Source organism: Rhizobium sp. SRDI943 (genome assembly GCF_057653695.1).
The window spans coordinates 2,652,026-2,677,564 of sequence record NZ_CM172787.1; the positions used below are offsets into that span (position 1 = coordinate 2,652,026).

Annotated in this window: 26 protein-coding genes; 14 read left to right on the forward strand and 12 right to left on the reverse strand. The window is 59.3% G+C overall.

All coding sequences use genetic code 11. From position 1 onward, the window contains the following. The first annotated feature begins 131 nt into the window (after window positions 1-131). The gene (locus AC245Y_RS13735) at window positions 132-305 is read left to right on the forward strand and encodes a hypothetical protein (RefSeq protein ID WP_017994564.1); all 174 of its coding nucleotides are present in this window, start codon (window positions 132-134) and stop codon (window positions 303-305) included. A 176-nt stretch (window positions 306-481) separates the two neighbouring features. Then, window positions 482-1,414, forward strand: coding sequence for a hypothetical protein (locus AC245Y_RS13740; protein ID WP_017994565.1), 933 nt, complete (start codon window positions 482-484; stop codon window positions 1,412-1,414). Between the two features lie 73 nt (window positions 1,415-1,487). Here AC245Y_RS13740 and AC245Y_RS13745 read toward each other — a convergent pair whose 3' ends face one another. The 5 genes from AC245Y_RS13745 to AC245Y_RS13765 form a co-directional block, all read right to left on the reverse strand. Beyond that, a complete protein-coding gene (locus AC245Y_RS13745) occupies window positions 1,488-1,931 on the reverse strand; it encodes an SRPBCC family protein (RefSeq protein ID WP_026157412.1) in 444 nt (147 codons plus the stop codon). Window positions 1,932-2,148: 217 nt separating this feature from the next. Further along, window positions 2,149-2,562 carry a GFA family protein gene (locus tag AC245Y_RS13750; protein WP_017994567.1) on the reverse strand — a complete coding sequence of 138 codons (414 nt, stop codon included), beginning with the start codon at window positions 2,560-2,562 and terminating at the stop codon, window positions 2,149-2,151. A 161-nt stretch (window positions 2,563-2,723) separates the two neighbouring features. Then, window positions 2,724-3,416 (reverse strand): type 1 glutamine amidotransferase domain-containing protein, encoded by a 693-nt coding sequence (locus tag AC245Y_RS13755; RefSeq protein WP_017994568.1) that lies wholly within the window; start codon window positions 3,414-3,416, stop codon window positions 2,724-2,726. A 225-nt stretch (window positions 3,417-3,641) separates the two neighbouring features. Next, complete coding sequence (locus AC245Y_RS13760; protein ID WP_017994569.1) at window positions 3,642-3,941, reverse strand: DUF6958 family protein; 300 nt, start codon at window positions 3,939-3,941, stop codon at window positions 3,642-3,644. Continuing rightward, the gene (locus tag AC245Y_RS13765; RefSeq protein WP_017994570.1) at window positions 3,934-4,473 is read right to left on the reverse strand and encodes a GFA family protein; all 540 of its coding nucleotides are present in this window, start codon (window positions 4,471-4,473) and stop codon (window positions 3,934-3,936) included. Before AC245Y_RS13765 ends, AC245Y_RS13760 begins: the two co-directional genes overlap by 8 nt. 123 nt (window positions 4,474-4,596) lie before the next feature. Between AC245Y_RS13765 and AC245Y_RS13770 the strand changes: the two genes are divergently transcribed. After that, window positions 4,597-5,265 (forward strand): TetR/AcrR family transcriptional regulator, encoded by a 669-nt coding sequence (locus AC245Y_RS13770; protein ID WP_017994571.1) that lies wholly within the window; start codon window positions 4,597-4,599, stop codon window positions 5,263-5,265. Between the two features lie 227 nt (window positions 5,266-5,492). Next, window positions 5,493-5,990: a DUF4168 domain-containing protein gene (locus AC245Y_RS13775; protein ID WP_017994572.1), complete on the forward strand. Its 498-nt coding sequence runs from the start codon at window positions 5,493-5,495 to the stop codon at window positions 5,988-5,990. Between the two features lie 174 nt (window positions 5,991-6,164). Here the strand turns inward: AC245Y_RS13775 and AC245Y_RS13780 are convergent, their stop codons facing one another. Beyond that, window positions 6,165-6,551, reverse strand: a complete 387-nt coding sequence (locus AC245Y_RS13780) for an ectoine synthase (protein ID WP_003541014.1) — start codon at window positions 6,549-6,551, stop codon at window positions 6,165-6,167. 130 nt (window positions 6,552-6,681) lie between these two features. Here AC245Y_RS13780 and AC245Y_RS13785 point away from each other — a divergent pair, with 130 nt between their 5' ends. The 8 genes from AC245Y_RS13785 to AC245Y_RS13820 all read left to right on the forward strand — a co-directional run bounded on the left by AC245Y_RS13785 (window position 6,682) and on the right by AC245Y_RS13820 (window position 15,674). After that, window positions 6,682-7,560, forward strand: coding sequence for a LysR substrate-binding domain-containing protein (locus tag AC245Y_RS13785; protein WP_017994574.1), 879 nt, complete (start codon window positions 6,682-6,684; stop codon window positions 7,558-7,560). Window positions 7,561-7,782: 222 nt separating this feature from the next. Further along, window positions 7,783-9,438 carry a putative bifunctional diguanylate cyclase/phosphodiesterase gene (locus AC245Y_RS13790; protein WP_012758088.1) on the forward strand — a complete coding sequence of 552 codons (1,656 nt, stop codon included), beginning with the start codon at window positions 7,783-7,785 and terminating at the stop codon, window positions 9,436-9,438. A 74-nt stretch (window positions 9,439-9,512) separates the two neighbouring features. Then, complete coding sequence (locus AC245Y_RS13795) at window positions 9,513-10,025, forward strand: hypothetical protein (RefSeq protein WP_012758089.1); 513 nt, start codon at window positions 9,513-9,515, stop codon at window positions 10,023-10,025. Further along, entirely contained in the window at window positions 10,022-11,194 is a 1,173-nt protein-coding gene (locus AC245Y_RS13800; protein ID WP_012758090.1) for a class I SAM-dependent methyltransferase, read from the forward strand. The genes AC245Y_RS13795 and AC245Y_RS13800 overlap by 4 nt, the downstream gene beginning before the upstream one ends. Continuing rightward, window positions 11,191-13,551: a SpoIIE family protein phosphatase gene (locus AC245Y_RS13805; protein WP_017994576.1), complete on the forward strand. Its 2,361-nt coding sequence runs from the start codon at window positions 11,191-11,193 to the stop codon at window positions 13,549-13,551. The genes AC245Y_RS13800 and AC245Y_RS13805 overlap by 4 nt, the downstream gene beginning before the upstream one ends. Before the next feature lie 3 nt (window positions 13,552-13,554). Then, complete coding sequence (locus AC245Y_RS13810; RefSeq protein WP_012758092.1) at window positions 13,555-14,115, forward strand: slr1658 superfamily regulator; 561 nt, start codon at window positions 13,555-13,557, stop codon at window positions 14,113-14,115. 7 nt (window positions 14,116-14,122) lie between these two features. Continuing rightward, entirely contained in the window at window positions 14,123-14,461 is a 339-nt protein-coding gene (locus AC245Y_RS13815; protein WP_012758093.1) for a slr1659 superfamily regulator, read from the forward strand. A 568-nt stretch (window positions 14,462-15,029) separates the two neighbouring features. Further along, window positions 15,030-15,674: a hypothetical protein gene (locus AC245Y_RS13820; protein WP_017994577.1), complete on the forward strand. Its 645-nt coding sequence runs from the start codon at window positions 15,030-15,032 to the stop codon at window positions 15,672-15,674. 383 nt (window positions 15,675-16,057) lie between these two features. Here AC245Y_RS13820 and AC245Y_RS13825 read toward each other — a convergent pair whose 3' ends face one another. The 5 genes from AC245Y_RS13825 to AC245Y_RS13845 all read right to left on the reverse strand — a co-directional run bounded on the left by AC245Y_RS13825 (window position 16,058) and on the right by AC245Y_RS13845 (window position 22,543). Next, window positions 16,058-18,190: a beta-galactosidase gene (locus tag AC245Y_RS13825; RefSeq protein WP_017994578.1), complete on the reverse strand. Its 2,133-nt coding sequence runs from the start codon at window positions 18,188-18,190 to the stop codon at window positions 16,058-16,060. A gap of 17 nt (window positions 18,191-18,207) precedes the next feature. Then, window positions 18,208-19,353, reverse strand: a complete 1,146-nt coding sequence (locus AC245Y_RS13830) for an ABC transporter ATP-binding protein (RefSeq protein WP_017994579.1) — start codon at window positions 19,351-19,353, stop codon at window positions 18,208-18,210. A gap of 46 nt (window positions 19,354-19,399) precedes the next feature. Further along, the gene (locus AC245Y_RS13835) at window positions 19,400-20,251 is read right to left on the reverse strand and encodes a carbohydrate ABC transporter permease (RefSeq protein WP_017994580.1); all 852 of its coding nucleotides are present in this window, start codon (window positions 20,249-20,251) and stop codon (window positions 19,400-19,402) included. Next, a complete protein-coding gene (locus AC245Y_RS13840; RefSeq protein WP_012758098.1) occupies window positions 20,251-21,135 on the reverse strand; it encodes a carbohydrate ABC transporter permease in 885 nt (294 codons plus the stop codon). The genes AC245Y_RS13835 and AC245Y_RS13840 overlap by 1 nt, the downstream gene beginning before the upstream one ends. A gap of 133 nt (window positions 21,136-21,268) precedes the next feature. Then, window positions 21,269-22,543 carry an ABC transporter substrate-binding protein gene (locus AC245Y_RS13845; protein WP_012758099.1) on the reverse strand — a complete coding sequence of 425 codons (1,275 nt, stop codon included), beginning with the start codon at window positions 22,541-22,543 and terminating at the stop codon, window positions 21,269-21,271. Window positions 22,544-22,738: 195 nt separating this feature from the next. On the opposite strand from AC245Y_RS13845, the gene AC245Y_RS13850 reads away from it, so the two are divergent. Together AC245Y_RS13850 and AC245Y_RS13855 are read left to right on the forward strand one after the other, a co-directional pair. Next, complete coding sequence (locus AC245Y_RS13850) at window positions 22,739-23,956, forward strand: ROK family protein (RefSeq protein ID WP_012758100.1); 1,218 nt, start codon at window positions 22,739-22,741, stop codon at window positions 23,954-23,956. A gap of 326 nt (window positions 23,957-24,282) precedes the next feature. Then, window positions 24,283-24,669 carry a cupin domain-containing protein gene (locus AC245Y_RS13855; protein ID WP_012758101.1) on the forward strand — a complete coding sequence of 129 codons (387 nt, stop codon included), beginning with the start codon at window positions 24,283-24,285 and terminating at the stop codon, window positions 24,667-24,669. A gap of 145 nt (window positions 24,670-24,814) precedes the next feature. Here AC245Y_RS13855 and AC245Y_RS13860 read toward each other — a convergent pair whose 3' ends face one another. After that, a complete protein-coding gene (locus AC245Y_RS13860) occupies window positions 24,815-25,396 on the reverse strand; it encodes an LOG family protein (protein ID WP_012758102.1) in 582 nt (193 codons plus the stop codon). Window positions 25,397-25,539 lie beyond the last annotated feature (143 nt).

Below are 25,539 nucleotides of genomic sequence, written 5' to 3' on the forward strand. Positions count from 1 at the left end.
CTCAGGATGAGGGCCGTAGCGGATGCCGCTTTCAATACCGAGCGTTGGAGGATGCCCGGCCGCCAGAAAATATGGAACAGTGTCGTCCGCCATCGGTTGACCATTGGTCCACCTCAAACATGGAGCCGAAAATGAGCAAGACCAACGTTCGTGAACTTCAGAAACGCGCCGAACAGCAGGTCAAGAACACCAGCGCCGGCGGCCATCTCGGCGGCACATATTTCGGGCAGCAACCGGACGGAAAAACCGCCTCGTCGACCAGCAACGACAGCCCCAAGGCGCGGCCGAACGACGGAACCAAATAAGCGCCGCAGGCCTCACCTCACCGAAGTAAAGAATTCTCCTGCGCCCAGGGATCTGGGCGCCTCCCCTGCTCACGCCATCGACCTCGCTATTGATCGGCGACGCCTCAGCGCTAGCTTCTGCTCGCGGCCGACCGGGCGCGGGGGATACAATCTTTGGGCGAAGGTGGAGGGGCGACGTGGCATCCTATTCGATTGACGATGCGATCCGGGAACTTGCGCCAGCTCTCGGCAAAGCGCCGGCGGGCGCGGTCAGCGGCGAATGGACAGCCACCACGATGCAGGCGGGGCATTCCTCCCGGACGGGCGGCTACCGCGATGCCGAGGGAAATTATGTCCCGGAGGCCTCCAGGCATCCGCTCGATATCATCTCGGATGTCATCGAAAAGCTGGGGGAATCAGGGGTGCCCCGCTTTAACAAGGTAGTAATCCAGTGGAAGAAGCCGAAGTTTCCCTTCATGCGGGGAGAGATCACGCTCGAAACGAGCTATGACCGGACGATCGTGCCGCGAGGGCCTGACGACCCGATCTACGAAACCACCGCCGCTGTCCGGCGCGCCTTCTGGCAGAGCCGCGGTACAGTGCAGGAGGACTTTGCCGCTGAGCGCGGAACGGCCAACATTCACGCCCAGACAAAATGGTTCGGCCCGCATCGCCGCATCCTCGCCATCCATGCGCCGGGAAGGCTGACACTTGCTACCGACGGGCTGTCGACCCCCTGGGCCGGCATATCCGAGCCGGAGAACGGCGTCGAATGCGAGCTTTTCATGGAATTCGACGCCGCGACGTTGGAGGCGGCCGGGATCGAAAACTGGGCGAACCTGTTGATCAACATCGGCGACCTCGTGGCAGACGGTTATCGCGTCGCCCGTGACGTCGAGAAGCACGGCTGCATTCTGTTCTGCCGGCTGACCGAGGATTACCGCCCCATGACCCGCATCATGCTCAGCCGCGACCCCGGGCGCATCGACGGCCTGCCTTTCGGCCCCGTACCGCTGATCCGTGCAACGCCGATCGCCGAAACCGAAATCGACGGGCAGGACCTTTCCGACGACTGGGGCGCTGCGGCCGCCCGCAACGCCCTGGCCAAACGCGGCATGAGGATTGATTGATGTCGCCAATGTCGGGCACCAATGCCGCGCGCCAAATGCCCAGCGCTTGTCGCCCGGCCGGCGCAATCTTGTGCTATTCCTGGATGTCTGGTTCGACGACCTTGGCGAGGTTTCGCAGCGACTCCTGCCAGCCGAGATAACAAGCCTCGGGCGGAATGACATCAGGCACGCCTGCCTGCACGATATCCACCTCGGTGCCGACCGAAACCTTTTTCAGCGTCACGGTGACTTCCATTTCGCCGGGCAGGTTGGGGTCCTCGAATTTGTCGGTGTAGCGCAGACGTTCGCCGGGGACGAGCTCGAGATATTCGCCGCCGAAGGCATGGCTATTGCCCGTCGTGAAATTGCGGAAGGACATTCTGAACGTGCCGCCGACAACCGGCTCCGAATGATGCACGGTGCAGAGGAAGCCGTTCGGCGGAAGCCACTTGGCAAGCGCGTCCGGCTCCAGGAACGCGCGATAGACTTTCTCCGGGCTGGTCGCCAGAACGCGGTGCAGGCGTATGGTACTCGGCATGGTCATGATCCTTTTGAATGGATGGAATGGACGAACCTAGGACGGGTGAGGCTTGGCCGATCCGACACCGGATCGAACTTTTCTCCAAGAAAAATTGCTTAAAGCATGTCGCGCAAAACTGTGCTGCCGTTTTGCGATAACGATATGCGTGGAAACAAGACCTAAAGCGCAAGGAGCGAATCTGAAAGATTGCGACGCGCTTTAGGAGTATCGCGGCTCAACCGGGCATGCCATCGAACTGCGGAAGATCGAGCGGCCTTGCCCAGGCGAGCCGCCGCCTGGTGAACATTTCGACCCCCGGCTTGATCAGTTCCGGCCGGTCCAGGCTGCCGAGCGTCACGAAGACGAGGCCGGGGAAGCTCTCGAGGTTGCTGCTGAACAATCGGGCGCCGCAATCGGGGCAAAAGTTGCGGTCGAGCCCCTTGCCTGAATCGGCGACGTAATGAAACGCCTTCGGGCTGCCGCTGATCACGGTGAAATCTTCCTGCGGCACGGCGAAGAAAGTGGCGGCCTCGCCGCCCGTCGCCCTCTTGCAGTCCAGGCAATGGCAATTGGCGACAAAGTTCGGGTCGGTGTCGAAGGCAAATCTCACTGCGCCGCAGGCGCATTGCCCCGTATATTTCCTGCTCATGTCACGTGCCTCTCATCCCGTGTTCGAACGTCGGGCGATTGGCTCTGCCTCGCCGTCGTGCAGCAGACGTCGTCGAGACGCGCCTGCGGCCGGGTTGGCACAAGCCGAATGAGGAAATCTCGGCCTCCCCGGGCAGCAATCGTTCCCAAGGGCTGAAGCGCTTAAGCCGCGGCCTGCTTTCTCAAGGCATCAAGCAGCGTCCGGGCGCCCTGTTTTGACGAGGCCGGGTTTTGGCCGGTGATCAGCAGGCCATCCTGGACGACATGCACGCCCCAATCCGCCGTCTTCGAAAACTTTGCACCCTGCTCTTTCAGCACATCCTCGAGCAGGTAGGGAACGACTTCGACCAGGTGCATGGCCTCTTCTTCGGAATCGGTGAACCCCGTGACTGCCCGGCCCTTGGCGATAGGCTTTCCATCCGGCGCCTTGACATTCGTCAGGATTCCCGGTGCGTGGCAAACGAGCGCCACAGGTTTTCCCGCCGCGAGCATATCCTCGATGAGCGACAGCGCATTGCGGTCGTTCGTCAGGTCCCAAAGTGGGCCGTGCCCACCGGGGAAAAACACGCTGTCGTAGTCCGCCTGCTTGATTTCGGACAGCCTCAGTGTGTTGGCGAGCGCAGCCGTTGCCGCCTGGTCGCGCTCGAACCGTCGCGTGTCTTCCGTCTGGAATGCTGGCTCGTTGCTCTTCGGATCGAGCGGAGGATGGCCGCCCTTCGGCGAAGCGAGCGTGATCTCGACCCCGGCGCCACGGAAAACAAAGTAAGGAGCGGCGAGCTCCTCAAGCCAGAAGCCCGTCTTCCTGCCGGTGTTTCCCAGTTGATCATGCGATGTGAGAACCATGAGAATTTTCATTGCTCAGCTCCTTCAAGCCGGCCGACGGGCAACGCCGTCGGCACCCGGATTTACGGTGAAATACTGCCTGCAGATCTCATGCTGAAACGGGCAAGGAGATAGAGCGGCTGCGCTGCGAAACAAGCTCTCCCGCGCGGTGTTTGCTAGAATTGCTTTCACCGAAGCCTAACCAGACAAACGGAGGTCGCCCGCGACATCCGGTCCCTGGGCTGGCCGGCAGACGTCTCAAGGGCATTTGAAAAGCCTGACCGGCTTTCCCGGCCCGCGCTGGATGATGCGCTTGGCTTCCAGATCCAGTTGAACGGCCTTCAACCACCATCCGGCCTTAGCACCGTTGGGGAACTCGACCTCGGAGAGGTGCGGCAGGATGGCGATATTTGCCTCCGCCACAGTAAGTCCGGGCGCTTGTTCAGGTAGTGCAGCCAGCAGAGCGTGACGCATTGCCATGTATTTGGCCTTGTTGACCCGCTCCGTATGGTGCGGCGAGGTTATGCTTTCAATGAGGATTTTTTCGTCATCAGGCATCGATCGCTCCTTTGACAGTGAGTTTGGGTACTTTGAAACCCATCGCAATCCACGCGGTGAGAAGTCTGCCATAGAAGCCGGCCGTCGCCAGTGCGCCGGAAGGCACGTCATCGGGCACACTCGCGCGATCGGCCACATTCTGGGTCATCGTGCGCAATTGGAGGGGTGGAAGCTCGTCCTGCTTCCAGAGATTGCCGTAGAGGCTAAGCCAGTGGCCGCCCTTGAACTCCAGAAAAATGGGCGTGTTGCAGCAGGACGCCAGGACACGTCGCGTTGAAGCATTGGGGCCGAGGCGGAACTCCTGCAGGTTTTCGGTTCCGGCCAAAAGGCTGATCCGATCCTTGCGATAAAGCACGTAGCGCGTACCGCCATGGATCGTCCGGATCGCCTCCGGCAAGGGAAGCATCTCCAGCCTTCCGGCCGCGTCACCGCAGCTCTTGCAGTGGCATTCCGCGCTGATGATCGGGGCGCCGTGCACTTCGAGGTGAAAGGTTCCGCAGGCACACGTCAGATGGGTTGTCTTGTTGTTCATGACATCGCTCGCTGTTGAGGATCGCTGGATAGTCGCAAAATCAAACTAGACCGTTTAGTTCCGTTATAAGAACTAGACGGTTCAGTTTGATCGTGTCAAGTAGGGTTGGAGCGGAGATCGAAAATGTTGATACCGGGTATGGAAGCCGACTTGGCCCGTGGGCGGGCCGGCACTCGTTCGGAGCGCAAACAGGCGGCGATCGTCGGTGCCGCGGCCGAAGTGTTTCTGAGCACCGGTTATGCCGGAGCCAGCATGGACGAAATCGCCAGCCGGTCCGGCGTGTCCAAGCAGACGGTCTACAAGCACTTCTCCAGCAAGGAGGCGCTGTTCGTCGCGGTGCTCACCCAGATGATGGGAGAGGCAGATACCGCCGTTCACACGGGCCTCCCCAAGGTGGAGAACCGCGCTCAGCTGGAAGCCTATCTCCTTGACTACGCCGTCCGCCAGCTCACCATCGTCCTGACACCCGGGCTGATGCAATTGCGCCGGCTCGTGATTGCGGAGGCGCAACGCTTCCCGGAACTCGCCAAGCTGCTTTACTCGCGCGGCCCTGCGCGGGCGCTTGAGGTCATGGGCAGCGCTTTCGAACAATTGGCCGGCAAGAAGCTGCTGCAGTTCTCCGATGCCACGGTCGCCGCATCACAGTTCAACTGGCTGGTGATGGCCGACCCCGTCAACCGGGTCATGATGCTGGGCGATGCGGCCATTCCGACCAAGCAGCAGATTCACCGCCACGCCGAGGCGGCCGTCGCCACGTTCCTGGCGGCATTTCTGCATCCAGAGAAGCGTTGAACGCCATCGAAAGTCCGGGTACCACAGCGGCAATGACTTGAATTTTCCGCACGTGCCAACAGGCCGGCGGTCACAAAGCCGCCGCTCAATCGTCAGCAAATCGCCCCGTTACCGCCGCACCGTGCCCTCTTAAAGGTTCCATCGTCGCGACCTCGCCCGGCCTTTGAGGGGCTGAGCGATCGACCGAGGCGGTCTTGCTGCCGATAAAATCATGCACTTGAAGAGGAATGAATATGATCACTCGTTACACATCTGTCGCAGCCTTGAGCGCGGCAGTCTTCAGTCTGCTTGCTTTCAGCCCGGCATCCGCTGTCGACATGGCCCAGGCGCAACAGCAGCCGGCACAGGCGCAACCGCCAGCGCAAGGCCAGACACCGATGCAGGGACAGCCCGGCGGCAACGGTACGGCCGCCCCCGTCAGCGATCAGAAAATCGAGGCCTTCGCCGTTGCTTATCTGCAGGTCGACAAGGTGAGACAGGAATATTCGGCCAAGATCGGCGCGACGAAGGACGAGGCTGCCAAGCAACAGCTGCAGGAAGAGGCCAAGAAGCAGATGGTCGATACCGTCCAAGCCTCTCCCGACATCTCTGTCGAGGAATATTCGTCGATCCTGACGGCCGCGCAGAGCGACCCGGCTCTGGCCAAGAAGGTTCTGGAAAAGATAGGCACGCCGCCGCCGGGCCAGGAGCAGCCGCAGCAGGGGCAGCAGCAGCCGCAGCAATAGGCAGTGTAGCGCTTAAGTCGCCATGAACAGGCTGCGAATGTCTTGCCGTTCGCGCCGGCAGCAGAGCCCGCCAATTGCCGGGCTCTGCTTTCCATCTCGGCAGTCGACGAAGAGATCGGCTAGAATAGGACGTCGTCCGAAAACCGCTTACACTTTTCGGCATCGTGCTCTGGTTCAGTATTGCGACCCGCTCTTATTGTTCAGGTCGTGCCGTTCGGTGCCTGTCAGCGGCGGGTTGAAAATGCTGACGAGAACGAGATCCTGATCCTTGCCGCCGCGCAGATAATGCCGGTCGTGCTTGTCGAGCACGTAGATATCGCCGGCGCGGATCGGAAAGACGTTGCCGTCCATATCCTCCACCTCGCCCTCGCCCTTGATGCAATAGCAGGCCTCCAGGTGATTGCGGTATTGAAGCAAGGCCTCACTATTGGCGCGAACGACGGTATGGCACACGGTAAAGCCCATGCCGTCGTCTTTGGTCAGCAGCCGGTGGCTCGTGCCGTTGCCCCAGTCGACGAAACGCTCGGTGAGCTCCACCTCTTTCAGATTTCTAACGAACATCGCCGGTTCCCGTGATAAATAATTGAAGATATGGCGATGATTCATTTTCATCGCCGGCAACATTTAGCTATTGAAATGGCTGGCATTTTCAAATGATGATTTCTGCATCATCTGTGAGGAAATTTTACAAATGCAATTGCCGCCGTTAAACGCATTGCGTGCTTTCGAAGCCACGGCTCGGTTGATGAGCCTTTCGAAAGCCGGCGACGAGCTGCACGTTACCCACGCGGCGATCAGCCATCAGATAAAGCATCTGGAAACCTGGCTCGGCCGCAAGCTGCTGCAGAAAGCGGGCCGCGGTATTACGCTGAGCGCAGCCGGCGGCGAATATTACCGGGCCGTCTCCGGATCGCTGGCGGCGATCGCGCATGCGACCGGCAATATGCGGCGCGATCACGACATGCGCGCCATCACCGTCGGCTGCATTCCCTCAATCGCATCGCGCTGGCTCGTCCCCGCCCTGCCCTCCTTCCAGGAAAGCGACCCCGATCTCGACGTCAGGATCGTCTATGCCCGCGCCGAAGAACGCCTCGACGACGAGAGCCTCGACGTACTGATCACCATGGGCGAGGATCTGAGCGGCGGCAGGGAAAGCCGCCTGCTCTTCTCGCGCCGCAACCAGCCCGTCGCCAGCGGCCATTACCTTGCCAAACGCAACTGGACGATCGATGACGTCTCGCTCGCCGGCGCCGATCTGCTGCACGACGAATCCGTCGATGGCTGGAAGGAGTGGTTCCGCAAGGCCGGCCAGAAAGCGCCAGGGCCGCTTCGAGGCCCGATATTCCAGGATTTCAACATGCTGGCGACGGCCGTAATCGCCGGCCACGGTGTGGCGCTCTGCCCCGTCGAGGTGTTCCGCCGCGAGATCGAACGCGGCGATCTGCTGGTGCTTTCCGGCGTCGCGACGGCAGAAAACCACGGCTATTATGTCATATCGAACAGCTGGGCGAAAAAGCCGGTGCGCCGCTTTATCGACTGGTTCATGACGGAGTGCAGATCGGGCGCGTAGATCCCGCGTCCGCAGCCCATCGAAGGGTCGACGCCGAGACAATGGGTGCAAATGGGTCGCTGTAATAAAGGCGTGGCATAAGCCCGTCTGTGCGCGAATTGGGCAGAAGTTGGGGATTGTTAATCAGAAATGCCTAATGTAAATCTTGGCGTGCACAAGTTGTGTTGGAGCTGATTTGCTACGATATCTGGTTATGACATGCGACTAGGGAGAGCCTCGGACATGCGGAAAATTCGTGCGGCCCGCTCGGCCCTCGGACAAACGGAGGCAAAAGCTTCGAGCTCGATCGACCGGCTTTTGTTCTTTGACCGCGACTTCAATCCCGTCGAGAATTTGTTGGGCAATGAGCTGCCTGCCTCTGTCAAACCAGCAGCGTCGTTTTGGGAGCATTTTCCGGAATTGGACAAATCGGCGATCACGCTCGCCCTCCGTTCATTGGGCGACAGTGCCCAGCCTTTGCGAATATCGGGTGATCTTGGCACGCCAGCGTCGCACGGACTGACGATCTATCGGATCGGAGATCTGTTTGCCGTGGTTCGGTCCGAGGAGACTATCGACGATGAGCGCGCAACCCTTTTGCATCTGGCCACCCACGATCCGCTCACTGGACTGCCGAACCGACGCCAGTTCAGTGAGGATCTCGCTGTGTCCTTACAGGAGACGGAGGGCTCGGATGAAGCTCTATCTCTGATGCAACTCGACCTTGATGATTTCAAGCCTGTGAACGACACGCTTGGGCATCCGGCTGGCGACAAGCTTCTTCAGCTCGCTGCAAGCCGCATTCAAGCGTGCCTTTCCAGCGATGACAGAGCCTATCGACTGGCCGGCGACGAATTCACGGTCATTTCCATGGGCCCGGGACATCCCGCCAAAGGGCATCAGCTAGCAGAAGTCTTGGTTGATGCTTTCAAAAAGCCCTTCACGATAGATGGCATCGCACTGTTTGTCGGTGCCAGCATCGGCATATCTGCTTCTCCTCCGGACGGTACAAGCCCGGAGCAGCTAATGAAGGCGTCGGACGTCGCACTCTATGCCGCGAAGAAGGAAGGACGCGGCCGCGCGAAACCGTTTGATCCCTCGATGCTTGAATTGCTGGAACAACGCGAACTGCTGCGCCGCAGCCTTCGCATGGCGTTGGTCCAACAGCAATTCTCTGTCGAGTACCAACCCATCGCCGAGGGTGGCTGCATAGTCGGCTTCGAAGCATTGCTCAGATGGCACCACCCTCTCCTTGGAAAAATCCCACCAGCGGCATTTATTCCGATGGCCGAGGCCGATGGAATGATGCCGGAAATAGGCGCATGGGTTTTGGAGCAGGCATGTCGCGAGGCGATGAAGTGGCCGCAAAACTACATCGTCGCTGTCAATCTGTCCGCGGCGGAATTCTTGACGAGCGGCCTCACTGATCGGGTATCCCAGACGCTGGACTTGATCGGGTTGCCGCCCGACCGTCTGGAGCTTGAGATAACCGAAAGCGTGCTGCTTGAGCGGACCGTCAACAATATCGACACACTGAATACGCTCAACGTGCTAGGGATACGAATCTCGCTTGATGATTTCGGGACCGAATATTCTTCGCTCAGCTATCTGAAGACATTCCCTTTCGACACGATCAAAATCGACAAATACTTTATCACCGACCTCGAAAGCGATCTGAAAAGCCAGGCAATCGTCCGCTGCATCATTAACCTCGCACATGACCTCGACATGCGGGTGACAGCCGAAGGAGTTGAAACGCCAGGTCAGGCGGAATGGTTGCGCAGTGTAGGCTGCGACAGACTTCAAGGCTATTTGATCAGCAGGCCGCTTCCGGTCCAGGCGATTGGCGAATTCATCACCCGGGCGGAAACAGCCGTAAGCCCGGCGCTACCACAGTGAACAACCGATTTTCGCCGTGCCTTTAGCTACGCATGCATCAACCTGACGCCCCAGGCAACAGAAGGGAGGGTGTATTGGAACAGGAAGCAGCAGCTAGCTTCGATGACCATGCATTTGCGCCGATGGTATCGCTGGAACTGAACGTTGCGATGTTCAAATCCCGATGGCAGTTTTGCGACAAGATTACGGAATATCTCTCAGACATTCTCGGCCAAGGTCACAGCGATCCCGCTCGATATTCCAATTTTCTTTCCGTCGCGACGAACGAGCTCATCGAACTTGCTTTCCGTTCGACGAGCGAGTTGGGAAGGATCAGTTTCAGTCTCTACCGGAATTCCACATTCAATCGGCTGAGAATTACGTTTCCGTGCGAGGAAGCATCTAGCCCAGAGCACACGAGTGCAAGAGCAAGCGAACACCAGCCTGTCCCCCGCGCCGGCTCTGCATACGTGGTGATGAAATCCGACGGGACGGTTTTGCTTAGTGATTTGGCAGCAATATTCCGCGCCACGATCCGAATTGAGAAAGACGGCAGACAAGGGATTCAAATCATTGCGGATTTCCCCTCGACCGAGGACTTCCAATGACCCTGCTTCCCCTACCCTTCACTGTTCATTTTGATCCGACAAATCAAGAGCTGTTGCTGTCTGGCAAGATGCGCCCCGAAAGCGCCGCTGAAATCACCGACGCCCTCAGGCTGGTGCAGCAAAGTTTAGAAAAATACAGCGGGGTCGTTTACGTCAATGTCAAACGTCTGACACACATCAACATGACTGCCTTCGCGGCCCTGGCCGATACACTCGCGGCAAGTTGCCGGATCAGACCGGAACGGAAGATCGTCATCATTACGTCGAGCGTGGTGGCATGGTCGACCTCGTTATTCCAAACGCTGTCGGCATCACAACCAAGCCTATCGGTCGAAGTCTACGATTCGGCGTTTTATCCGGGCCAGAGCTTTGTCGAGGATGAGACTTTCATTCCCATTCTGCGCACCCAGACGAAAATGACATGGAGGCACGAACGCGAACTGTTGCCTCGCCACGGCCTGCGCAGCGGTCTTGTCATCGCGGATATCTGTTGCGGAATTGGTGATTTCGCCGCCCTGGTTCAACGGGAATTTAGACCGGCACGCCTTGTCGCGCTGGATCATTCCGTGCGCAGCCTCGAATATGCTCGCAGGGTCGCGGCCGACTTCGATCTGCAGGGAATCGAGTACACCTATGGCGACGCTTCCCAAATGCTACTGCGAGACAATCAATTTGACTTTGTGACCTGCCGACATTCGCTGCAGATTTTCGACCGGCCCGAGATGCTGCTCAGGGAGCTTTACCGCATCTGCAAGCCTGGCGGCCGTGTCTACATCACCAACGAAAAAAACTCGCATTGTCTGGGCGAGCCACATGCTGAATCCATAAAATGGACTTACGAAGAAGTCGCCAAACTGTTCAAGCACTTCGACATGGATGTCGAGATGGGGCCGAAAAGCCGCCACCTCCTCGCCGACGCGGGCTTCGATAACATCAAGGTCGATTCCTTTATGGTCACGAATCTTGATGGGGATCCCCAAGACTTCGCAGACATCATCGAAGCATGGGAAAATGTCTACGCGGGTGAGATGGCCGTTCGACGGGGCGACTCATCAGATTTCATTCGCAGGTTCCGGCAAGGATTCAAAGATCATGTCTTTGCTGCTCTTCATCCCAAGGGTTATGCAGGCTGGCCGATCTGGGCAGCTTCCGGCCGAAAGCCGCTGTGATGGACCAGAGTTCGTCGAAGAGACCGGCAAGATTAGGCTCATTTCGGGCAAAGTTCATCTTGGTCGTCGGTGGAGCTGTCCTCTTTGATCTGCTGGTCAGCGGTGGACTGGCGCTTTGGAATGTTCAGAGGCTGTCGCGCGACGCCACGCTCGAAGTCGGACAGGGTCTTGAAGCAGCAAGCCAGGAATACATCCGCACATACGCCGATTCCACCGCAGCACAGGTGAGTTTGCTCCTGCGGCAGGTTCACAACGACGTCAGCACCTTGGCGGGTGTACTCCAGGCGCAGATCGACGATCCCGAGCGTAATTCCGATGTCGGCGCGGCGATCGCCCGCACGTCTCCCGGCAGCGTCAGCCTGTCCTACGATCAAAAGGCAAACTGGTCTCAGAACGCTCCGGGCTCAGTCTCAGTTGTCAGCGTCTGGAGTTACTTGCTCGGAGAAGACCACAACCCGAGACCCGACGTTCAGACCGATATCCAGACCAGCGCGGTTCTGGACCTTGTCGCACCGAGCTTGCTGCAGCACGGGGCCTCAAAGCTGCAGATGTATTACATCGGATCGAAAGAACGACCAATCTTCAGAACGGCGCCTTATACCGACCAGGCTCAGACCTTCGACCGCCTTTATCCTGGTCATAACGAGGCCAATTTCTGGGACTTCTTTTTTCCCGGACTTTATGAGTCCTGGCAGGGCTGGGCCAAGGATATGAAAACGCGACCGGTCGCGGACGATATAACCCAGACAGCGCCCTATACGGACGCCATTACCGGGAAACTGATCGTTTCTTTCTTTCAACCACTATGGACAGCCGACAGGAAGAATGTCGCCGGGACGGCTGGCGCGGACATCACACTCGACCAGCTCGCGCAGACTGTTGAAAATGTGAAAGTGGCTCAGTCCGGCTTTGGATTTCTCGCAATGTCCGACGGAAACGTTGTGGCGATCAACCGCACAGGCGAAAAAACGCTCGGTCTGCGTTCTGCGAGCGATGCGAGCGGAAGCGGAGTGACCGGACTGGAGCGCTCCCTGAAGGGAAGCTCCCAGCCTGCGATTGCAAAACTGGCCCTTGATCGCGAACTGGGCATCCAACATTTGTTGTTGCGGCAGGAGGGTAACGAGGTCCCCTATATCGTTATCGTCAAGAAACTCCCCGCGACCAATCTTTGGTCCAGCGGCCCGGTTCGGCAAGAGGCGATGTCTCTTGGAGTGGTTGTGCCTGAACGAGAAATCCAGGCCTCCCTTTATGCGGCCCAAGCCAAAATTTCGGAAGCTACCAACCGGATCGTGATCTACCAAATCCTGGCGATCCTAATGTCACTGCTTGTTGTGGCTATAGCAGTAATTGCGGCTTCGAAACGAATAACGAGCGGAATTAGTGCACTTGCAGATGCCGCCAAACGGATTCAGGCGAAGGATTATTCGGTCAGGGTGGCCATAACAAGCAAAGATGAGGTCGGCGAGGCTGGTGAAGCATTCAACCGGATGGCCGAACAGATCAGCTATCACACGGAAAATCTCGAGCAGCTTGTCGAAGAGCGAACAGCTCAAATCGAAGATGCAAAGGAAGAGATTTCGACGCTGAACGCACAGCTCCAGCGAGAAAATAGACGTCTCGGAACAGAGCTGGCCGTCGCCGAGAGGATCCAACTCATGGTTCTTCCGCTGCACCAGGAGCTTGAGGAGTTTCAGGCCCTTGAGATCGCAGCCTATATGAGACCTGCAGAAGAAGTCGGCGGCGATTATTACGACGTATTGAAGAGCGGAAATCGGTTGAAGATTGGCATCGGCGACGTCACCGGACACGGGCTCGAAAGCGGCGTGCTGATGTTGATGGTTCAGTCCGTCGCCCGCGCCCTGCAGGAAGCAGGAAACACCGATGCCGTCAAATTTCTCACAGACCTGAACAGCGCCCTGTTCAAAAACATAGTGAGAACCAAAATCGACAAGCATCTCACTCTGGCGTTTCTTGACTATGACGGCAAAGAGATGATCCTGTCGGGACAACACGAGGAAGTTGTCGTCGTGCGGGCGAACGGCGAGGTCGAGCGCATAGACACCATGGATCTGGGTATACCGATCGGGCTGGAAGCCGATATTTCTGCCTTTATTAAAACCCGCGAAATAACCTTCGAGACGGGCGACCTCATACTCCTGCATACGGACGGCGTAACAGAAGCCGAAAACGACGCTGGAGAACTCTTTGGCATAGAACGTCTGTGCCGCGAAGCACTGCGCTTGAAGGACCAGAGCGCTGAGAAAGTCGTTGCCGGAATTATAGCGACATTAATGCTCTTCATTGGATCGCAGAAGATTTACGACGACATCACGCTTCTCGCAGTGCGACATAGGTGAGACATGACGCCAACGGTATATGGTATCGAATCTCTGGCGGGCATAAGCCTGGATTCAAGCACTCGCCTCAAGTTAAGCGACGGACCGCTTCAGCTTGGTTGGAAGCACTCCGGAATGACTTCGGACTTTATAGCGGAAGTCATGGCTCTGCGGTATTCACGTTCAAGGAAAGACTACGTGCAGGCGCATCATGACATCGGATATCTCAGCAATGAGTTGATCGAAAATGCCGTCAAGTTTCGACAGCCTGGGGAGATCCTCATTGAAGCCGGCATATTCGACGGTACTTTTTTAATAAGGGTGAAAAACACGATCGATGGCGTGACATCCTCTCGCTTTCAGCAACTGCTGCATCGCCTTCAATCGAGGGACCCCGGGGAACTTCTTATTGAGCAAATCGAAACCAATGCCATATCGGCAGAAAGCGGTTCGGGCTTGGGGTTGTTGACCCTTCTGAGCGATTACGATGCAAAAATGGCATGGGCATTCGAAGGGAAAGATAACCAGCGTATCATACTGACGACGACTGCAGCCGTGGCGATGCCGCCCTCCTCCAATCTGTGAGCGAAGAATGGAAATCAGCGACGAAAACTTCCGCGTATGGGCTGAGAAAAACGAGGTCTATTTCGATGGCGTATTCCGGCTGGCAGGACCGGACGCCTATGCCCCCATTTACTCGTTGATATCAGGCCTGCTCCATGAGGGGCACAAGCAGGTGACGTTCAACCTGACGGGTCTCGAGTTCCTCAATTCCTCCGGCATAAATCTCCTGGCCAAGCTGACGATTGAAGCCAGAAAGATGGGCGACCTCCTGCTCGTCGTCAAAGGCACCAGCCAATATCCTTGGCAAGCGAAATCGCTGCCGAATCTCAAGAAGTTACACCCGCTTCTCGATTTGCGCTTGGCGTGATTCTCTATCCAATGCCGTTCGACGCTCTCGTGAAACTCAGCGAGGCGTCCTGCATCAAGCCGACATGTTTTCGATAACGGACCTGCGGCTCCTGCACAAATCCTTAAATGGGAATTGATTGAGAACCGGATCGGCGAGCTGCTTCCAGTTATGCCAAGGTGTGGCCGAGATACCGCCTATCCGTTCGTCAACAGTTCGTGCCACGACGGCCCGACTCAAAGCCGCACGGAAGCGCTCAAGGTTTACCTGAAGTGCAATGAGGGGGACCTGGACTGCCCGGTCCCGGGGGCAAATTAACATCCAGAATATCGAAATTGCGCCAGAGAGCCTCGGGTCCGACCGGACTAAACACCTAGGGAGAATTTCGCCCCGGTTCCTCGGTCTCCCGCCTTCCCGTTCCGTCGGCCGTTCCGACCAGGAATCGTTAAGTATATGAAGCCGTGTAGGACCATTGCCGGGAGCGGCATCGGACCTCGGTCCGATGTGCAACGCGCGATCGCCGTCTAACCTCTCGTATCTGTTCAAGCCGTGCATCTGCACGGCGCTTGATCCGACTTGGAGGAAAACAATGCGGATAGCAACCTTAGCGTCCTTGGCCGCGCTTTCGCTGGCTCTTGCAGCAAGCCCGGCAACGATTGCCGGAATCGACATGACCGCACAGGCAAAGAGCGGTGGAAACGGTGGCGGCAACGGTGGGGGCAATGGCGGCGGTCACGGCGGCAGTGGAAACAGCGGCAACCATGGCAGCAGCAGCCAGGGTAGCGGTTCAACCCATGGCAACTCCAAATCTCAAGGCGTGAAAGGCAAATCCACCGAGGCGGCAAGCAAGTCCAAGTCCGTCAAGGCAGACGAGACCAAAGTCAGCACCAAACAAAAGAACCTGTCGGCGCAACTTGCGGGCCTGAACTCCTTGAAGCGAAACTACAAGGCGTTGATGCATACGTCGGACCCACGCATGACGGCCATCGCGGCCTATGCCGTGGCTTATGCCCAGTATGAACTCGACAATGGAATCGAGCCCGCAGCCGATGACCCTCTGTTGGGAGATCAGGCGCTGGAGGACGCATTGGCTTCTGCCACGAAAACCGGTGAAGTCAGTCCGGCGGTTCTGAGCCAGGCCAAAACCATCTTGGGGGTTGGCGACGCAAACGGGAAGATCGATCAAATCCGCACCTCTCTGGAGAACGATGCGCCGGCGACATCAGACGAATAGCCGATAAATCAGTTGCGAGCGGTGTGGAGCCGACACGTATGGCTCCACACTAAACTACGAAGAGCATTTCCGTTTTGTTTGAGTACGGAGATGCTCTTTTTTTATCAATTTCAGACGCAGAACCCTTTGCTCGAATTGCTCCAAGATGGCGGTCGATCACCCACCACCTCAAAGTCCCTGTGTCGTGATGAGCCTTCGAGCGTTCGGATAATTCGTTTCAGGTCTGCGGTCACGTTTTTCGTGTCTCGACAACGTCATCGCCGTCGACCGATCCCGTTTTCGGGCGATGGTGTCGCTGTATTGAGAACCATCTGTCGTTCGCGAACCCGCCTTGATCGGACAGAGGCCGGCCTGCGGCCCCTGCCTTGTACGTGAAAGCCGCCTCACTCAGCGAGCTCGATGATCGCGCAGCCGTAGCCTTCGAGATCAAGCCTACCGGCAACGGGCTTTTCGTCATCGAGGAGATCACGGCCAGTGGGAACGCCGCCGATGGCGGCCGGCTGGTCGGTGTAGTTCTGGATGAACAGCAGCCGGCGGTCGTCATTCATCCGCATGGTCACCTCGACGCCCTCGGGAAGCTCGCCGATCAGCGGCTCGATGCCGACGGGTGCAAATAGCCGCTCGGCAAATGCTGCCGTCAGATCCGGGGTGAGATAGGTACCGACATAGACCACCTGCCCCTTGCCGAGCTTGCGCGACGTCGCCATCGGCTGACCCTCGGCATAGCGATTGGACCAGGCCGCGACCACGTCGACATCACTTGCGATCGCCAGGTTTTCATAGAAATAGCCGCCGACCAGTTCGCGGTTGCCGATCTTGAAGCGGCGTTCGCGCCGATGTGATTCCGCCGGCTTGTTCGGCGGAATGACAAGCCCGCCCGAACGCTCCATCACATCGAAGAGCCCGTTGGCGCCGGGAGCGGCGAGACGGCCGAAATCCTCGACACGTACGCCCGTGAGCTGCGACAGCGAGGTGCCGGGAGCGGTCTCGCGGATGACGTGGTTGTCTTCGTTGCGGGTACCGGTGCGCGCGCCGATGACTACGGTGCCGCCCTGCTCGGCGAAAGATTTCAGCCTTTCGGTCCATTCGTCCTTCCACATCACCCAATGGGGCACATAGAGCAGCTTCAGCTTGGAAAGATCGTCCTCGGGATGAATGAAACCGCAGGCAATGCCGCGGTCGTAGCAATATTGGTGCAGCAGGATCGCATCGTCCTGCGGGCTCGGCAGGCCGATCGGATAGGTCTTGTGGGCTTCCTGATTATCGAAGTCGGAGCCGGCAATGCCGACATCCATGCGCACATAAGTGCCGAGGATCTTGGGCGCCAACGCGGTCATCTCGGAGGCGAAGCGTTTCGCCTCGTCATACCGATGGCGGGCGACGTCGTCGTGGTCGATGATGCCCATCCAGTAAATCTCCGCGCCGAAATGGGCCGGGCGCCAGCGGAAGAACATCAACCCGTCAGCGCCATGGGCGACCGAGGAAAGTGCCATGCGGCGCAGTTCGCCCGGCTCCGGCGTCAGCGTGCAGAAACCCGGCTGGCTGCCGAAGCCCGATTGCTGCTCGGGAACGATATAGTTGCCGGAAAAACCGCGGCAGATATCGAGATGCAGCGCCTGGACCTTGGCGTGGTTTCCGAGCCGCTGGAACTCGTCGTAGAGCATCGGGTAGATGTCGTAGCCGACGAAATCGAGATCGGTGGTGAACTGGCCGCGAAAGTCGATATCCCTGAGACCGCCGAGATTGTGGAAGACGAACCAGGAGGATTTGACGGCGCGCAGGATCTCCACTTGGTCGTGCTGAAAGCGCGCCGTCGAGAAGGCAAGGAAACGGTGATAATCCTGCAGATGGCCGGGGCTGGGGAAGGTCGGGCCAAACTCGATCGGCAGCACCACCTGGTCGAAGCTGTCATAGGCCGTCGCCCAGAAATCGCCACCCCACGCCGTGTTGAGCTTGCTGATCTCGTCATATCTGCCGGCAAGGAAGGCCTGGAATTCGGTGAGCGTCGCCTTGGAAAAGCTCTCCGGCATGCTGGTGTTCAGCTCGTTGTCGGTCTGCCAGCCGACGACAAACGGATTGTCGCGATAGTGCTCGGCCATCGCTTTGGTGATACGCCGGCTGTGCTCGCGAAAGACCGGGCTTGCCGTGTCGCAATGCTGGCGCGAGCCATGGCTCATTGGTCGGCCCTTGCCGTCGACCCTTAAGATCTCCGGATGCGCCACGGTCAGCCAGCGCGGCGGCGTTGCCGTCGGCGTGCACATGATCGTGTCGATGCCGTAGCGCCCGAGCATGGCGATGGCGCGGTCGAACAGATCGAAATCGAAGGTGCCGAGCTTCGGCTCGAGGATATGCCAGGCGAATTCGGCCATTCTGACCACGTTGAAGCCGGCCTTCGCCATGCGCTCGGCATCGCGCTGCCAGTAGCTTTCATCGACATGTTCGGGATAGTGCGGCGCGCCGACGAGAAAGCGGTCGGTCTTGACGGGGTTCCATACGGAGAGGGTCTTGTCGGACACTGTGGTCTTTCCTGTGTTTATCTGTCGAGGGTGGTCTTGCGGGTGCTGATCGTGCGTCCGCCGTCGGAAGAAAAGAGATAGAGTTCGCTGGCATCGAGCTTCAGCGCCACGTTCTGGTCGGCGGCAAAAGGCGCGACGTAGCTCAGCTGCACCGTTATGTTGCCGGTACCGCTTTCCGAGGCGATGGTCCTGAGATTGCCGGCATCGACATAGAGAATGGTTTCGCGCCCGAGATGTTCGACCAGTCGGACCTGACCGCTGATCGCTCCGCCCTGCACTCCGTCGGCGACCATCGATATGTTTTCCGGTCTGACACCGAGCGTCAGGCTGGCGCCCTTCGCCAGCACCGTCGTCTCCGCCAGTTCCACCGTCACCGGCACGAGGCCCGGCGCCGAAACCGTGACATTGCGGTCGGACACTTCGTCGACGGTAACGCCGAGGAAGTTCATCCGCGGGGCGCCGAGAAAGCCCGCGACGAAGAGATTGTCAGGGTTGCGGTAGAGTTCGAGCGGTGAGCCGACCTGCTCGATTATCCCCTGGTTCAAGACGACGATCCGGCTCGCCATGGTCATGGCCTCGACCTGGTCGTGGGTGACGTAGACCATGGTGGCGCCGAGCTCGGCATGCAGGCTGCTGAGCTCGACACGCATCTGGGTTCGAAGTGCCGCATCGAGGTTCGACAGCGGCTCGTCGAAGAGGAAGACGTCGGGCGAACGGGTGATGGCCCGGCCGATCGCCACGCGCTGCCGCTGCCCGCCGGAGAGCTGCTTCGGCCGCTTCTCCAGCTGGTCGGTGATCCTCAGGATCTTGGCGGCGCGCGCTACCGCCGCCTCGATCTCGGCCTTCGGGCGCTTGGCCATGCGCAAACCGAAGCCCATGTTCTCCGCCACCGTCATATGCGGATAGAGCGCGTAGGACTGGAAGACCATGGCGATGCCGCGGTCCCCCGGCTCCTGTTTGCTGACGTCGCGGCCGTTGATCAGGATCTGGCCGGAGGAGATCTCCTCCAGGCCGGCGATCGTTTTCAAAAGCGTGGACTTGCCGCAGCCGGAGGGGCCGACCATGACGATGAACTCGCCTTGCGCTACGGAAAGATCGATGCCGCGCAGCGCGTGATAAGCGCCGTAATTCTTGTTGATCTGTCGGAGTTCGAGACTGGTCATGCGTCCTGGCTCTCTGCTGTTGAAACTTGGAGGTTGAGGAGATCGCTCATCCCTTCACCGCGCCCATCGTCAGGCCGGCGATGAAGTGCCGCTGCATCAGGAAGAACATGACGACGGGCGGCACGGCGACAACGATCGTGCCGGCTGAAATCAGGTTCCAGGCCGAGACCCACTCGCCGCGAAGATTGGCAAGGCCGGCGGTCACAGGCTTGACGGAGTCGCTGACGGTCAGCACCACGGCCCAGAAGTAATCGTTCCAGATGAAGGTGAAGATCAGGATGGCGAGTGCGGCAAGCGCCGGTCGCACCAGCGGGATCGCCACATGCCATAGGGTCTGGAAGGGAGACGCCCCCTCGGCTCGCGCCGCCTGGAACAGTTCATCGGGCAGTGCGGCGATGAAATTGCGCATGAACAGCGTCGCAAAGCCGGTCTGGAAGGCCACATGGAAGATGATCAGCGCCGCCGTCGTATCGATCAAATCGAGCCGGACCATCAGGTCGCGCACCGGGATCATCATGATTTGGTGCGGCAGGAAATTGCCGCCGACGAACAGCGCGAAGATCAGCATGTTGCCGGGAAAGCGGTAGCGCGACAGCACATAGCCGGCGAGCGTGGAGAGCACCAGCACGCCGATCACCGAGGGAATGGTGATCGTCAGGCTGTTAAGGAAGTAGCGGGCCATCGGCGTCTGCGTGAAGACATCAGCATAGTTGTCGATGACGCCGATCCCGGTCGGCCATCCCCATAGATTGCCGCCCATCACATCCTCGGTCGAGCGGAACGAAGTGAGGATGATCGCAAACAGCGGGCAGAGCCAGAGCAGGAGGACGATGACGACGGCGAGCACGTAGAGACGGCGCTGCCAGATGGCGACATCGGGAATGGGACGAGGATACATCAGCCTCCCCTTTCTTCGGTATGGATGATGCGGCTGAGGTACCAGACGATGAAGGCGGCCATGATCACGAACAGCACCGAGGCGATTGCCGCGCCGTAGCCGAAGCGGTAGGAGAAGATTGACTGTTCGAACATCTGGTAGGCGAGAACCGAGGACGAACCGAACGGGCCGCCGTTTGTCATCACCGACACCATGTCGAAGGAGCGAAGCGCCCCGACGACGGTGACGGCAATGGCGATGAAGGTGACCTGGGTCAGTTGCGGCAGCACGATGTGCCACAACATGTTCCAGCCCCGCGCCCCGTCGACGCGCCCGGCACCGATCAGCTCTTCGCTCAAATTGTTGAGACCGGCGAGATAAAGCACCATGCAGAAGGTGATCTGCGGCCAGAGTGCTGCAATCACGATGGCGAAAGTGACGAAATGCTCGTCGGAGAGAACCGCCGGCGCCGTCGCCCCGAACGCCCTGAAGATCAGTGCGAGCAACCCGAACTCCGGCGTATAGACCCATGTGAAGACGACGCCGACCGTCACCGAGGCAAGCACCAGCGGAATGAAGAACAGCGACTTCAGGAAGCGCATGCCGCGGATTTTCTGGTTGACCAGCAGCGCGATGGCGAGCCCGAGAGGTGGTGCCGCCATGAACATCACCAGCCAGATCAAGTTGTTTTTCAGCGACACGTAGAATTGCGGATCGTTATAAAGTTCGACGTAATTGCCGAAGCCGATCCACACCATCGGGCCGAAGCCATCCCAGTCGTGCAGGCTGATCCAGAGGCTCCTGACCGCCGACAGCAGGATGACCGTGAAGAACAGCACGATCGCGGGCGCGATGAGCAAAGTCGGGGTGAGCCACCAACGCTGGCGGCGCCATAACATCAACATCTCAAGAACCTCATTAATACAGGAGCAGACTCATGCGTGCTCCGGGAGCAGAGGCGCACCTCCCCCAAGGGGTGGAGGCATACAGCCTCCACCCCTTGGAAGCAGCGGTTCGCCGCCGCCCCTGGGAGAGCTGCTAGATCTTGTAGATGCGCTTGCGCGTGCCCTCGAGGCGCGTCAGGATGGCCTTGCGCCGGTCGGGTTTGGCCATGAACTCCTGGAAGCCGACGAGGCCGGCCTGCGCCATATCGGGATCGCTGTCGCGGTCGTAATATTGCGACGTGCCCTGCACCGTCTTCATCGTCTCGACAGCGACGTTGACCAGCGGGTCCTTGCTTGGCGGCAGGTCGTGGCGCGGCGGCACATTGCCGCCCGGCTCCAGATAGGCCGCCAGATTCTCCGGCTTGTAGAAATAGGCGAGGAATTCGCGCGCGCCCTGCTTGTTCTTGGCCTTGGCGGGAATGTGGATCGAGTTGACCGAGAATTCCTCGTAGTGGCCGACCTTGGCGTCTAGCACCGGGAAGGTCGCGTAAGAGAGCTGTGGCAGATCTTCGGCGGTGAAAGCCGAGCGCAGGAAAGCGCCGAGGTTCATCATGCCGGCTTTCTTCTGCGCCAGCAGCGCTGCAGCCTCCTGCCAGCCGAAGGACGTATGGTTCTCCGTGAAGAACCCCTTCGAAATCATCGCCTCCCACTGGTCGAAAACCGCTTTCAGCGAGGGATCGAGATAGCTCATCTCGCCGTTCATCAGCGCCATATGCTTGTCGAGGCCGTTGATGCGAAGATTCATCTGGTCGAACCAGCCGGCCGCCGGCCATAATTCCTTGGTGCCGATCGCGACCGGCGTGATGCCCGCGGCCTTGCACTTGTCGCCATAGGCCATGAACTCTTCGGCCGTCTTCGGCACGGTCAGGCCATGCTGCTCGAACACATCCTTGCGATAGAACATGCCCCAGAGCGTGCCGCCGGTGGGGAGGCCGTACTGCTTGCCGTCTTCGGTGACGGCCCCTGCCGTCGCGCCGAGCACGTCCTTATATTTCTCTTTCTCGAAAAGGTCGGAGATATCGTCGAAGAGGCCGCGCTTGACGAAGGCGCGCATGCGGTTGCCCGAAAACCAGGAGCAGACGTCGGGCGCGCCGGCGACGAGATAGTTGCGAATGGCCGTCTTGTGGGCCTCGTGGTCCATATTGTTGATGACGACGTTGACGCCGGCTTCCTTGCTGAAGCCCGCGGCAATCGCCTTCAGCGCATCGAGTGCGGCACCATTGTTTTCGGCGGAGATCATCGTGACCTCCTGGGCCTGCGCGATCGCCGGGATCGGAAAGCTGCCGGTGACCGCTGCGGCGGAAACCAGCCCCGCGCCTTTCAGGAAGCGTCTGCGGGTGGTCGACGGAAATTGCTTCAAAAATGTCATTGAATTCCTCCCAGTTGATCGATCAACATCTCCCGACCGTCGCCTCCTCCATGAAACGACCGACCAGGCATTCAACGCTACGATCCGCTCGGCGATTCCAGCGATAATCCGCTTGGCTGAGTTGATCCGCGGCCGAACTTATGCATAGATCTTTGCAGCTCGCAATAATTAATTTACAAAATTAAGGAATGCATCGTGAAGTTAAAAGGCGACCAGACCACGGCGAGAGCCATGAACCGACGCCTCATCCTCAATCTTCTCCGGCGCGAGGGGCCAAGGAGCCGTGCCGACATCGCGACGGTGATCGGTTTAAGTCCTGCCGCCGTCACCTTCGTCGTCGCCGACCTTCTGGAGGAAGGCATCGTCATCGAAGGGAAGACCGTGCCCGGCCTCACCGGCCGCCGCCCGATCCCGGTGGACATCAACTACGAGCACGCGCTCGCCGTCGGCTTCAAGCTGATGGTCGATTCGGTGGAGTGCGTGGCAACCGACCTCGCCACCAACCCCGTCGCCGCCATGCGGGTAAGCCTCGGCGGCCACGATCCTGACAAGGTTGCCGACCTGCTGGCGAGCACCGTGCCCGAACTGGTGAAGCTCGCCGGCCGGCCGAACGCGAAACTCGCCGGCATCGGCATCTCCATGCCCGGCGTCATCAACCACGAACAGACGGCCTGCGTGCGCAGCTACCGCTTCAAGTGGGACAATGTCCCCCTCGCCTCGCTGGTCGCCAGCCGCGTCCATGTCCCGGTCTGGCTGGAGGACGACACCAACGCTTATGCCATCGCGCAGCAGCTCTTCGGGCTCGGCCGCCAGCATCGCAACATGGCGGTTCTCGCCGTCGGCGTCGGCATCAGCTGCGCACTCGTCATCGACGGCAAGCTCTACCGCGGCGCAAACGGCGCGGCCGGCAAGTTCGGCCACACGCTCTACGAGGAGAATGGCCGGCTCTGCGAATGCGGCAAGCGCGGCTGTCTGATGGCCTATCACTCCGAAATCTCAATGCTCCGGCGCTGGCGGGAAGCGACCGGCCGCGAGGAACTGGGACTGCCGGAATTGTCGGCTGCGCTCGCATCAGGCGATACCACCGCCCTCGCCCTCGTCGCCGATTCCGGCCGCGGCATCGGCACCGCCCTTGCCAATCTCGTCAACATTACCGATCCCGAAGTCATCGTCGCCGGTGGCGAAGCCGTCTCCCTCGGCGACCCTTTCCTGACACCGCTGCGCGAAGCGCTTTCCGCCCGGACCTTCCGGACTGCGCCTCCCCTCCTGCCCGATTGGGAGGACAATTCCTGGGCCCGGGGCGCCGCCGCCCTTGTCACTCAGAAAATATTCGACTTCGAATCCTCCGGCGGCATTACGGACATCGCCAGTCTCGTCGGCGTCAGAACCGCGGGCTCATCATCGGCGGCCTAATTCAGTCAATGGCGTCACTCACGTTTCCTCACTCCTGTGCTTGTCACAGGAACCCAGCCACGGCGCGTCCGCGCCGTGATTGACGCTGCAAGAAAAACTTCCCACGCCCAGGGACCTGAGCATACTGGATCTCTGTGACGAGCACAGAGATGAGGGAGATTGGGTTGGCGGTCTCGCCAACCCCGCGCCGCCCTCCAAATAGGCGTGCCGCAGATACACTGGCTTACAAAAATGCGAGTTTGCCGACACATCTCTGGTTCAATGATCGACTTAAATCCCGATACGGCCAACCGGTCGGAAATGGTCAATTCAGGAAGGATGACGACATGAAAATGATCCAGGCTATCGCGCTCGCCCTTGTTCTCGGCGGCGCAGCCGCAGCACACGCAGAACAGCCGCTGCAGCGCACCGATCTCATCAAGAACGATATCGATGTGCCCGGCCACGAGGCCGTCCAGGTTCGCGTCGATTTCGCGCCGGGCGTTCTCGCACCCAATCATTCGCATCCCGGCGAGGAGATCGCCTTCGTCATCGAGGGAACGCTGGAATACCAGCTCGAAGGCAGCCAGCCGGTTACCCTTAAGGCCGGCCAATCACTGTTCATTCCGTCGGGCGTCGTTCACTCGGCGAAGAACATCGGCAGCGGCAAGGCGTCGGAGCTGGCAACCTACATCGTCCGCAAAGGGGCGCCGCTCGTCGTGCCTGCCAAGTGAACACTTCGTAGAACCCCTCGCCGGATCGGGAGCAGCCCGCTGCAAGAAGCGCTGCCCCCGAACCTTCATCGCGGCTCGCTGCGGCGTACCTGTCGCACTTGCCCAACAACACCAATAACCGGCCGGCGGCATTGTCGGATGGAAGCTATAGCCATTTCGGCACCTCGACGCGCGTATAGCTGCGCAGCTTGTCGATCAGGGCGCTCGCATCCGTGTCGACAGAGATCGAGTGCCTGTGCGCGGCCGGCAGGAACCTCGTCTCGACCATATGGTCGATGAAGCCGAGGAAGGCGTCGAAGAAACCGGCGGAGTTGAGCAGCCCCACGGGTTTGTCGATCTCCGAGAGCTGGTTCATGGTCCAGACCTCCATCAATTCCTCGATCGTGCCGATGCCGCCCGGCAGCGCGATGAAGGCATCGGAAAGCTCGACCATGCGTTCCTTGCGGCTGCGCAGCGTCTCGACGATCTCATGCCTGGTCAGGCCGGCATGCGATTGGCCGCGCTGATGCAGGCTTTCGGTAATGACGCCATGCACGCTGCCGCCGGCTTCCAGGGCGGCGTCGGCGACGACGCCCATCAGGCCCTTGACCGTTCCGCCATAGATGATGGTTATCCCCGCCTCCCCCAGCGCCCCGCCGAGGGCGCGGGCACCGTCGGCAAAGGCCTCCGAAGCGCCGAAATTGGAGCCGCAGAACACTGCGACGGACTTGATTGAACGTATCGTCATCTGAGCCTTCTATCTCCTCACAAGCATTTGCATACACCTAGTCGATTCCGAGCTACGAGTGAGCGTAAAGCGAAGAAAAATGCTCCTCCAGCGCGCGATGTGTGCCGATCCTGGTTTCCGCAGTGGCATGGGAGCCGGCGCCT

What these genes read in the sequence shown, in the direction of transcription:
- AC245Y_RS13815 (WP_012758093.1), top strand. Translation starts at nt 14,123, where the DNA reads ATGGAAATCAGCGACGAAAACTTCCGCGTATGGGCTGAGAAAAACGAG.
- AC245Y_RS13765 (WP_017994570.1), bottom strand. Translation starts at nt 4,473, where the DNA reads ATGAACAACAAGACAACCCATCTGACGTGTGCCTGCGGAACCTTTCAC.
- AC245Y_RS13790 (WP_012758088.1), top strand. Translation starts at nt 7,783, where the DNA reads ATGCGGAAAATTCGTGCGGCCCGCTCGGCCCTCGGACAAACGGAGGCA.
- AC245Y_RS13840 (WP_012758098.1), bottom strand. Translation starts at nt 21,135, where the DNA reads ATGTTGATGTTATGGCGCCGCCAGCGTTGGTGGCTCACCCCGACTTTG.
- AC245Y_RS13780 (WP_003541014.1), bottom strand. Translation starts at nt 6,551, where the DNA reads ATGTTCGTTAGAAATCTGAAAGAGGTGGAGCTCACCGAGCGTTTCGTC.
- AC245Y_RS13820 (WP_017994577.1), top strand. Translation starts at nt 15,030, where the DNA reads ATGCGGATAGCAACCTTAGCGTCCTTGGCCGCGCTTTCGCTGGCTCTT.
- AC245Y_RS13775 (WP_017994572.1), top strand. Translation starts at nt 5,493, where the DNA reads ATGAATATGATCACTCGTTACACATCTGTCGCAGCCTTGAGCGCGGCA.
- AC245Y_RS13755 (WP_017994568.1), bottom strand. Translation starts at nt 3,416, where the DNA reads ATGAAAATTCTCATGGTTCTCACATCGCATGATCAACTGGGAAACACC.
- AC245Y_RS13760 (WP_017994569.1), bottom strand. Translation starts at nt 3,941, where the DNA reads ATGCCTGATGACGAAAAAATCCTCATTGAAAGCATAACCTCGCCGCAC.
- AC245Y_RS13845 (WP_012758099.1), bottom strand. Translation starts at nt 22,543, where the DNA reads ATGACATTTTTGAAGCAATTTCCGTCGACCACCCGCAGACGCTTCCTG.
- AC245Y_RS13855 (WP_012758101.1), top strand. Translation starts at nt 24,283, where the DNA reads ATGAAAATGATCCAGGCTATCGCGCTCGCCCTTGTTCTCGGCGGCGCA.
- AC245Y_RS13745 (WP_026157412.1), bottom strand. Translation starts at nt 1,931, where the DNA reads ATGCCGAGTACCATACGCCTGCACCGCGTTCTGGCGACCAGCCCGGAG.
- AC245Y_RS13800 (WP_012758090.1), top strand. Translation starts at nt 10,022, where the DNA reads ATGACCCTGCTTCCCCTACCCTTCACTGTTCATTTTGATCCGACAAAT.
- AC245Y_RS13810 (WP_012758092.1), top strand. Translation starts at nt 13,555, where the DNA reads ATGACGCCAACGGTATATGGTATCGAATCTCTGGCGGGCATAAGCCTG.
- AC245Y_RS13830 (WP_017994579.1), bottom strand. Translation starts at nt 19,353, where the DNA reads ATGACCAGTCTCGAACTCCGACAGATCAACAAGAATTACGGCGCTTAT.
- AC245Y_RS13750 (WP_017994567.1), bottom strand. Translation starts at nt 2,562, where the DNA reads ATGAGCAGGAAATATACGGGGCAATGCGCCTGCGGCGCAGTGAGATTT.
- AC245Y_RS13860 (WP_012758102.1), bottom strand. Translation starts at nt 25,396, where the DNA reads ATGACGATACGTTCAATCAAGTCCGTCGCAGTGTTCTGCGGCTCCAAT.
- AC245Y_RS13785 (WP_017994574.1), top strand. Translation starts at nt 6,682, where the DNA reads ATGCAATTGCCGCCGTTAAACGCATTGCGTGCTTTCGAAGCCACGGCT.
- AC245Y_RS13735 (WP_017994564.1), top strand. Translation starts at nt 132, where the DNA reads ATGAGCAAGACCAACGTTCGTGAACTTCAGAAACGCGCCGAACAGCAG.
- AC245Y_RS13770 (WP_017994571.1), top strand. Translation starts at nt 4,597, where the DNA reads ATGTTGATACCGGGTATGGAAGCCGACTTGGCCCGTGGGCGGGCCGGC.
- AC245Y_RS13835 (WP_017994580.1), bottom strand. Translation starts at nt 20,251, where the DNA reads ATGTATCCTCGTCCCATTCCCGATGTCGCCATCTGGCAGCGCCGTCTC.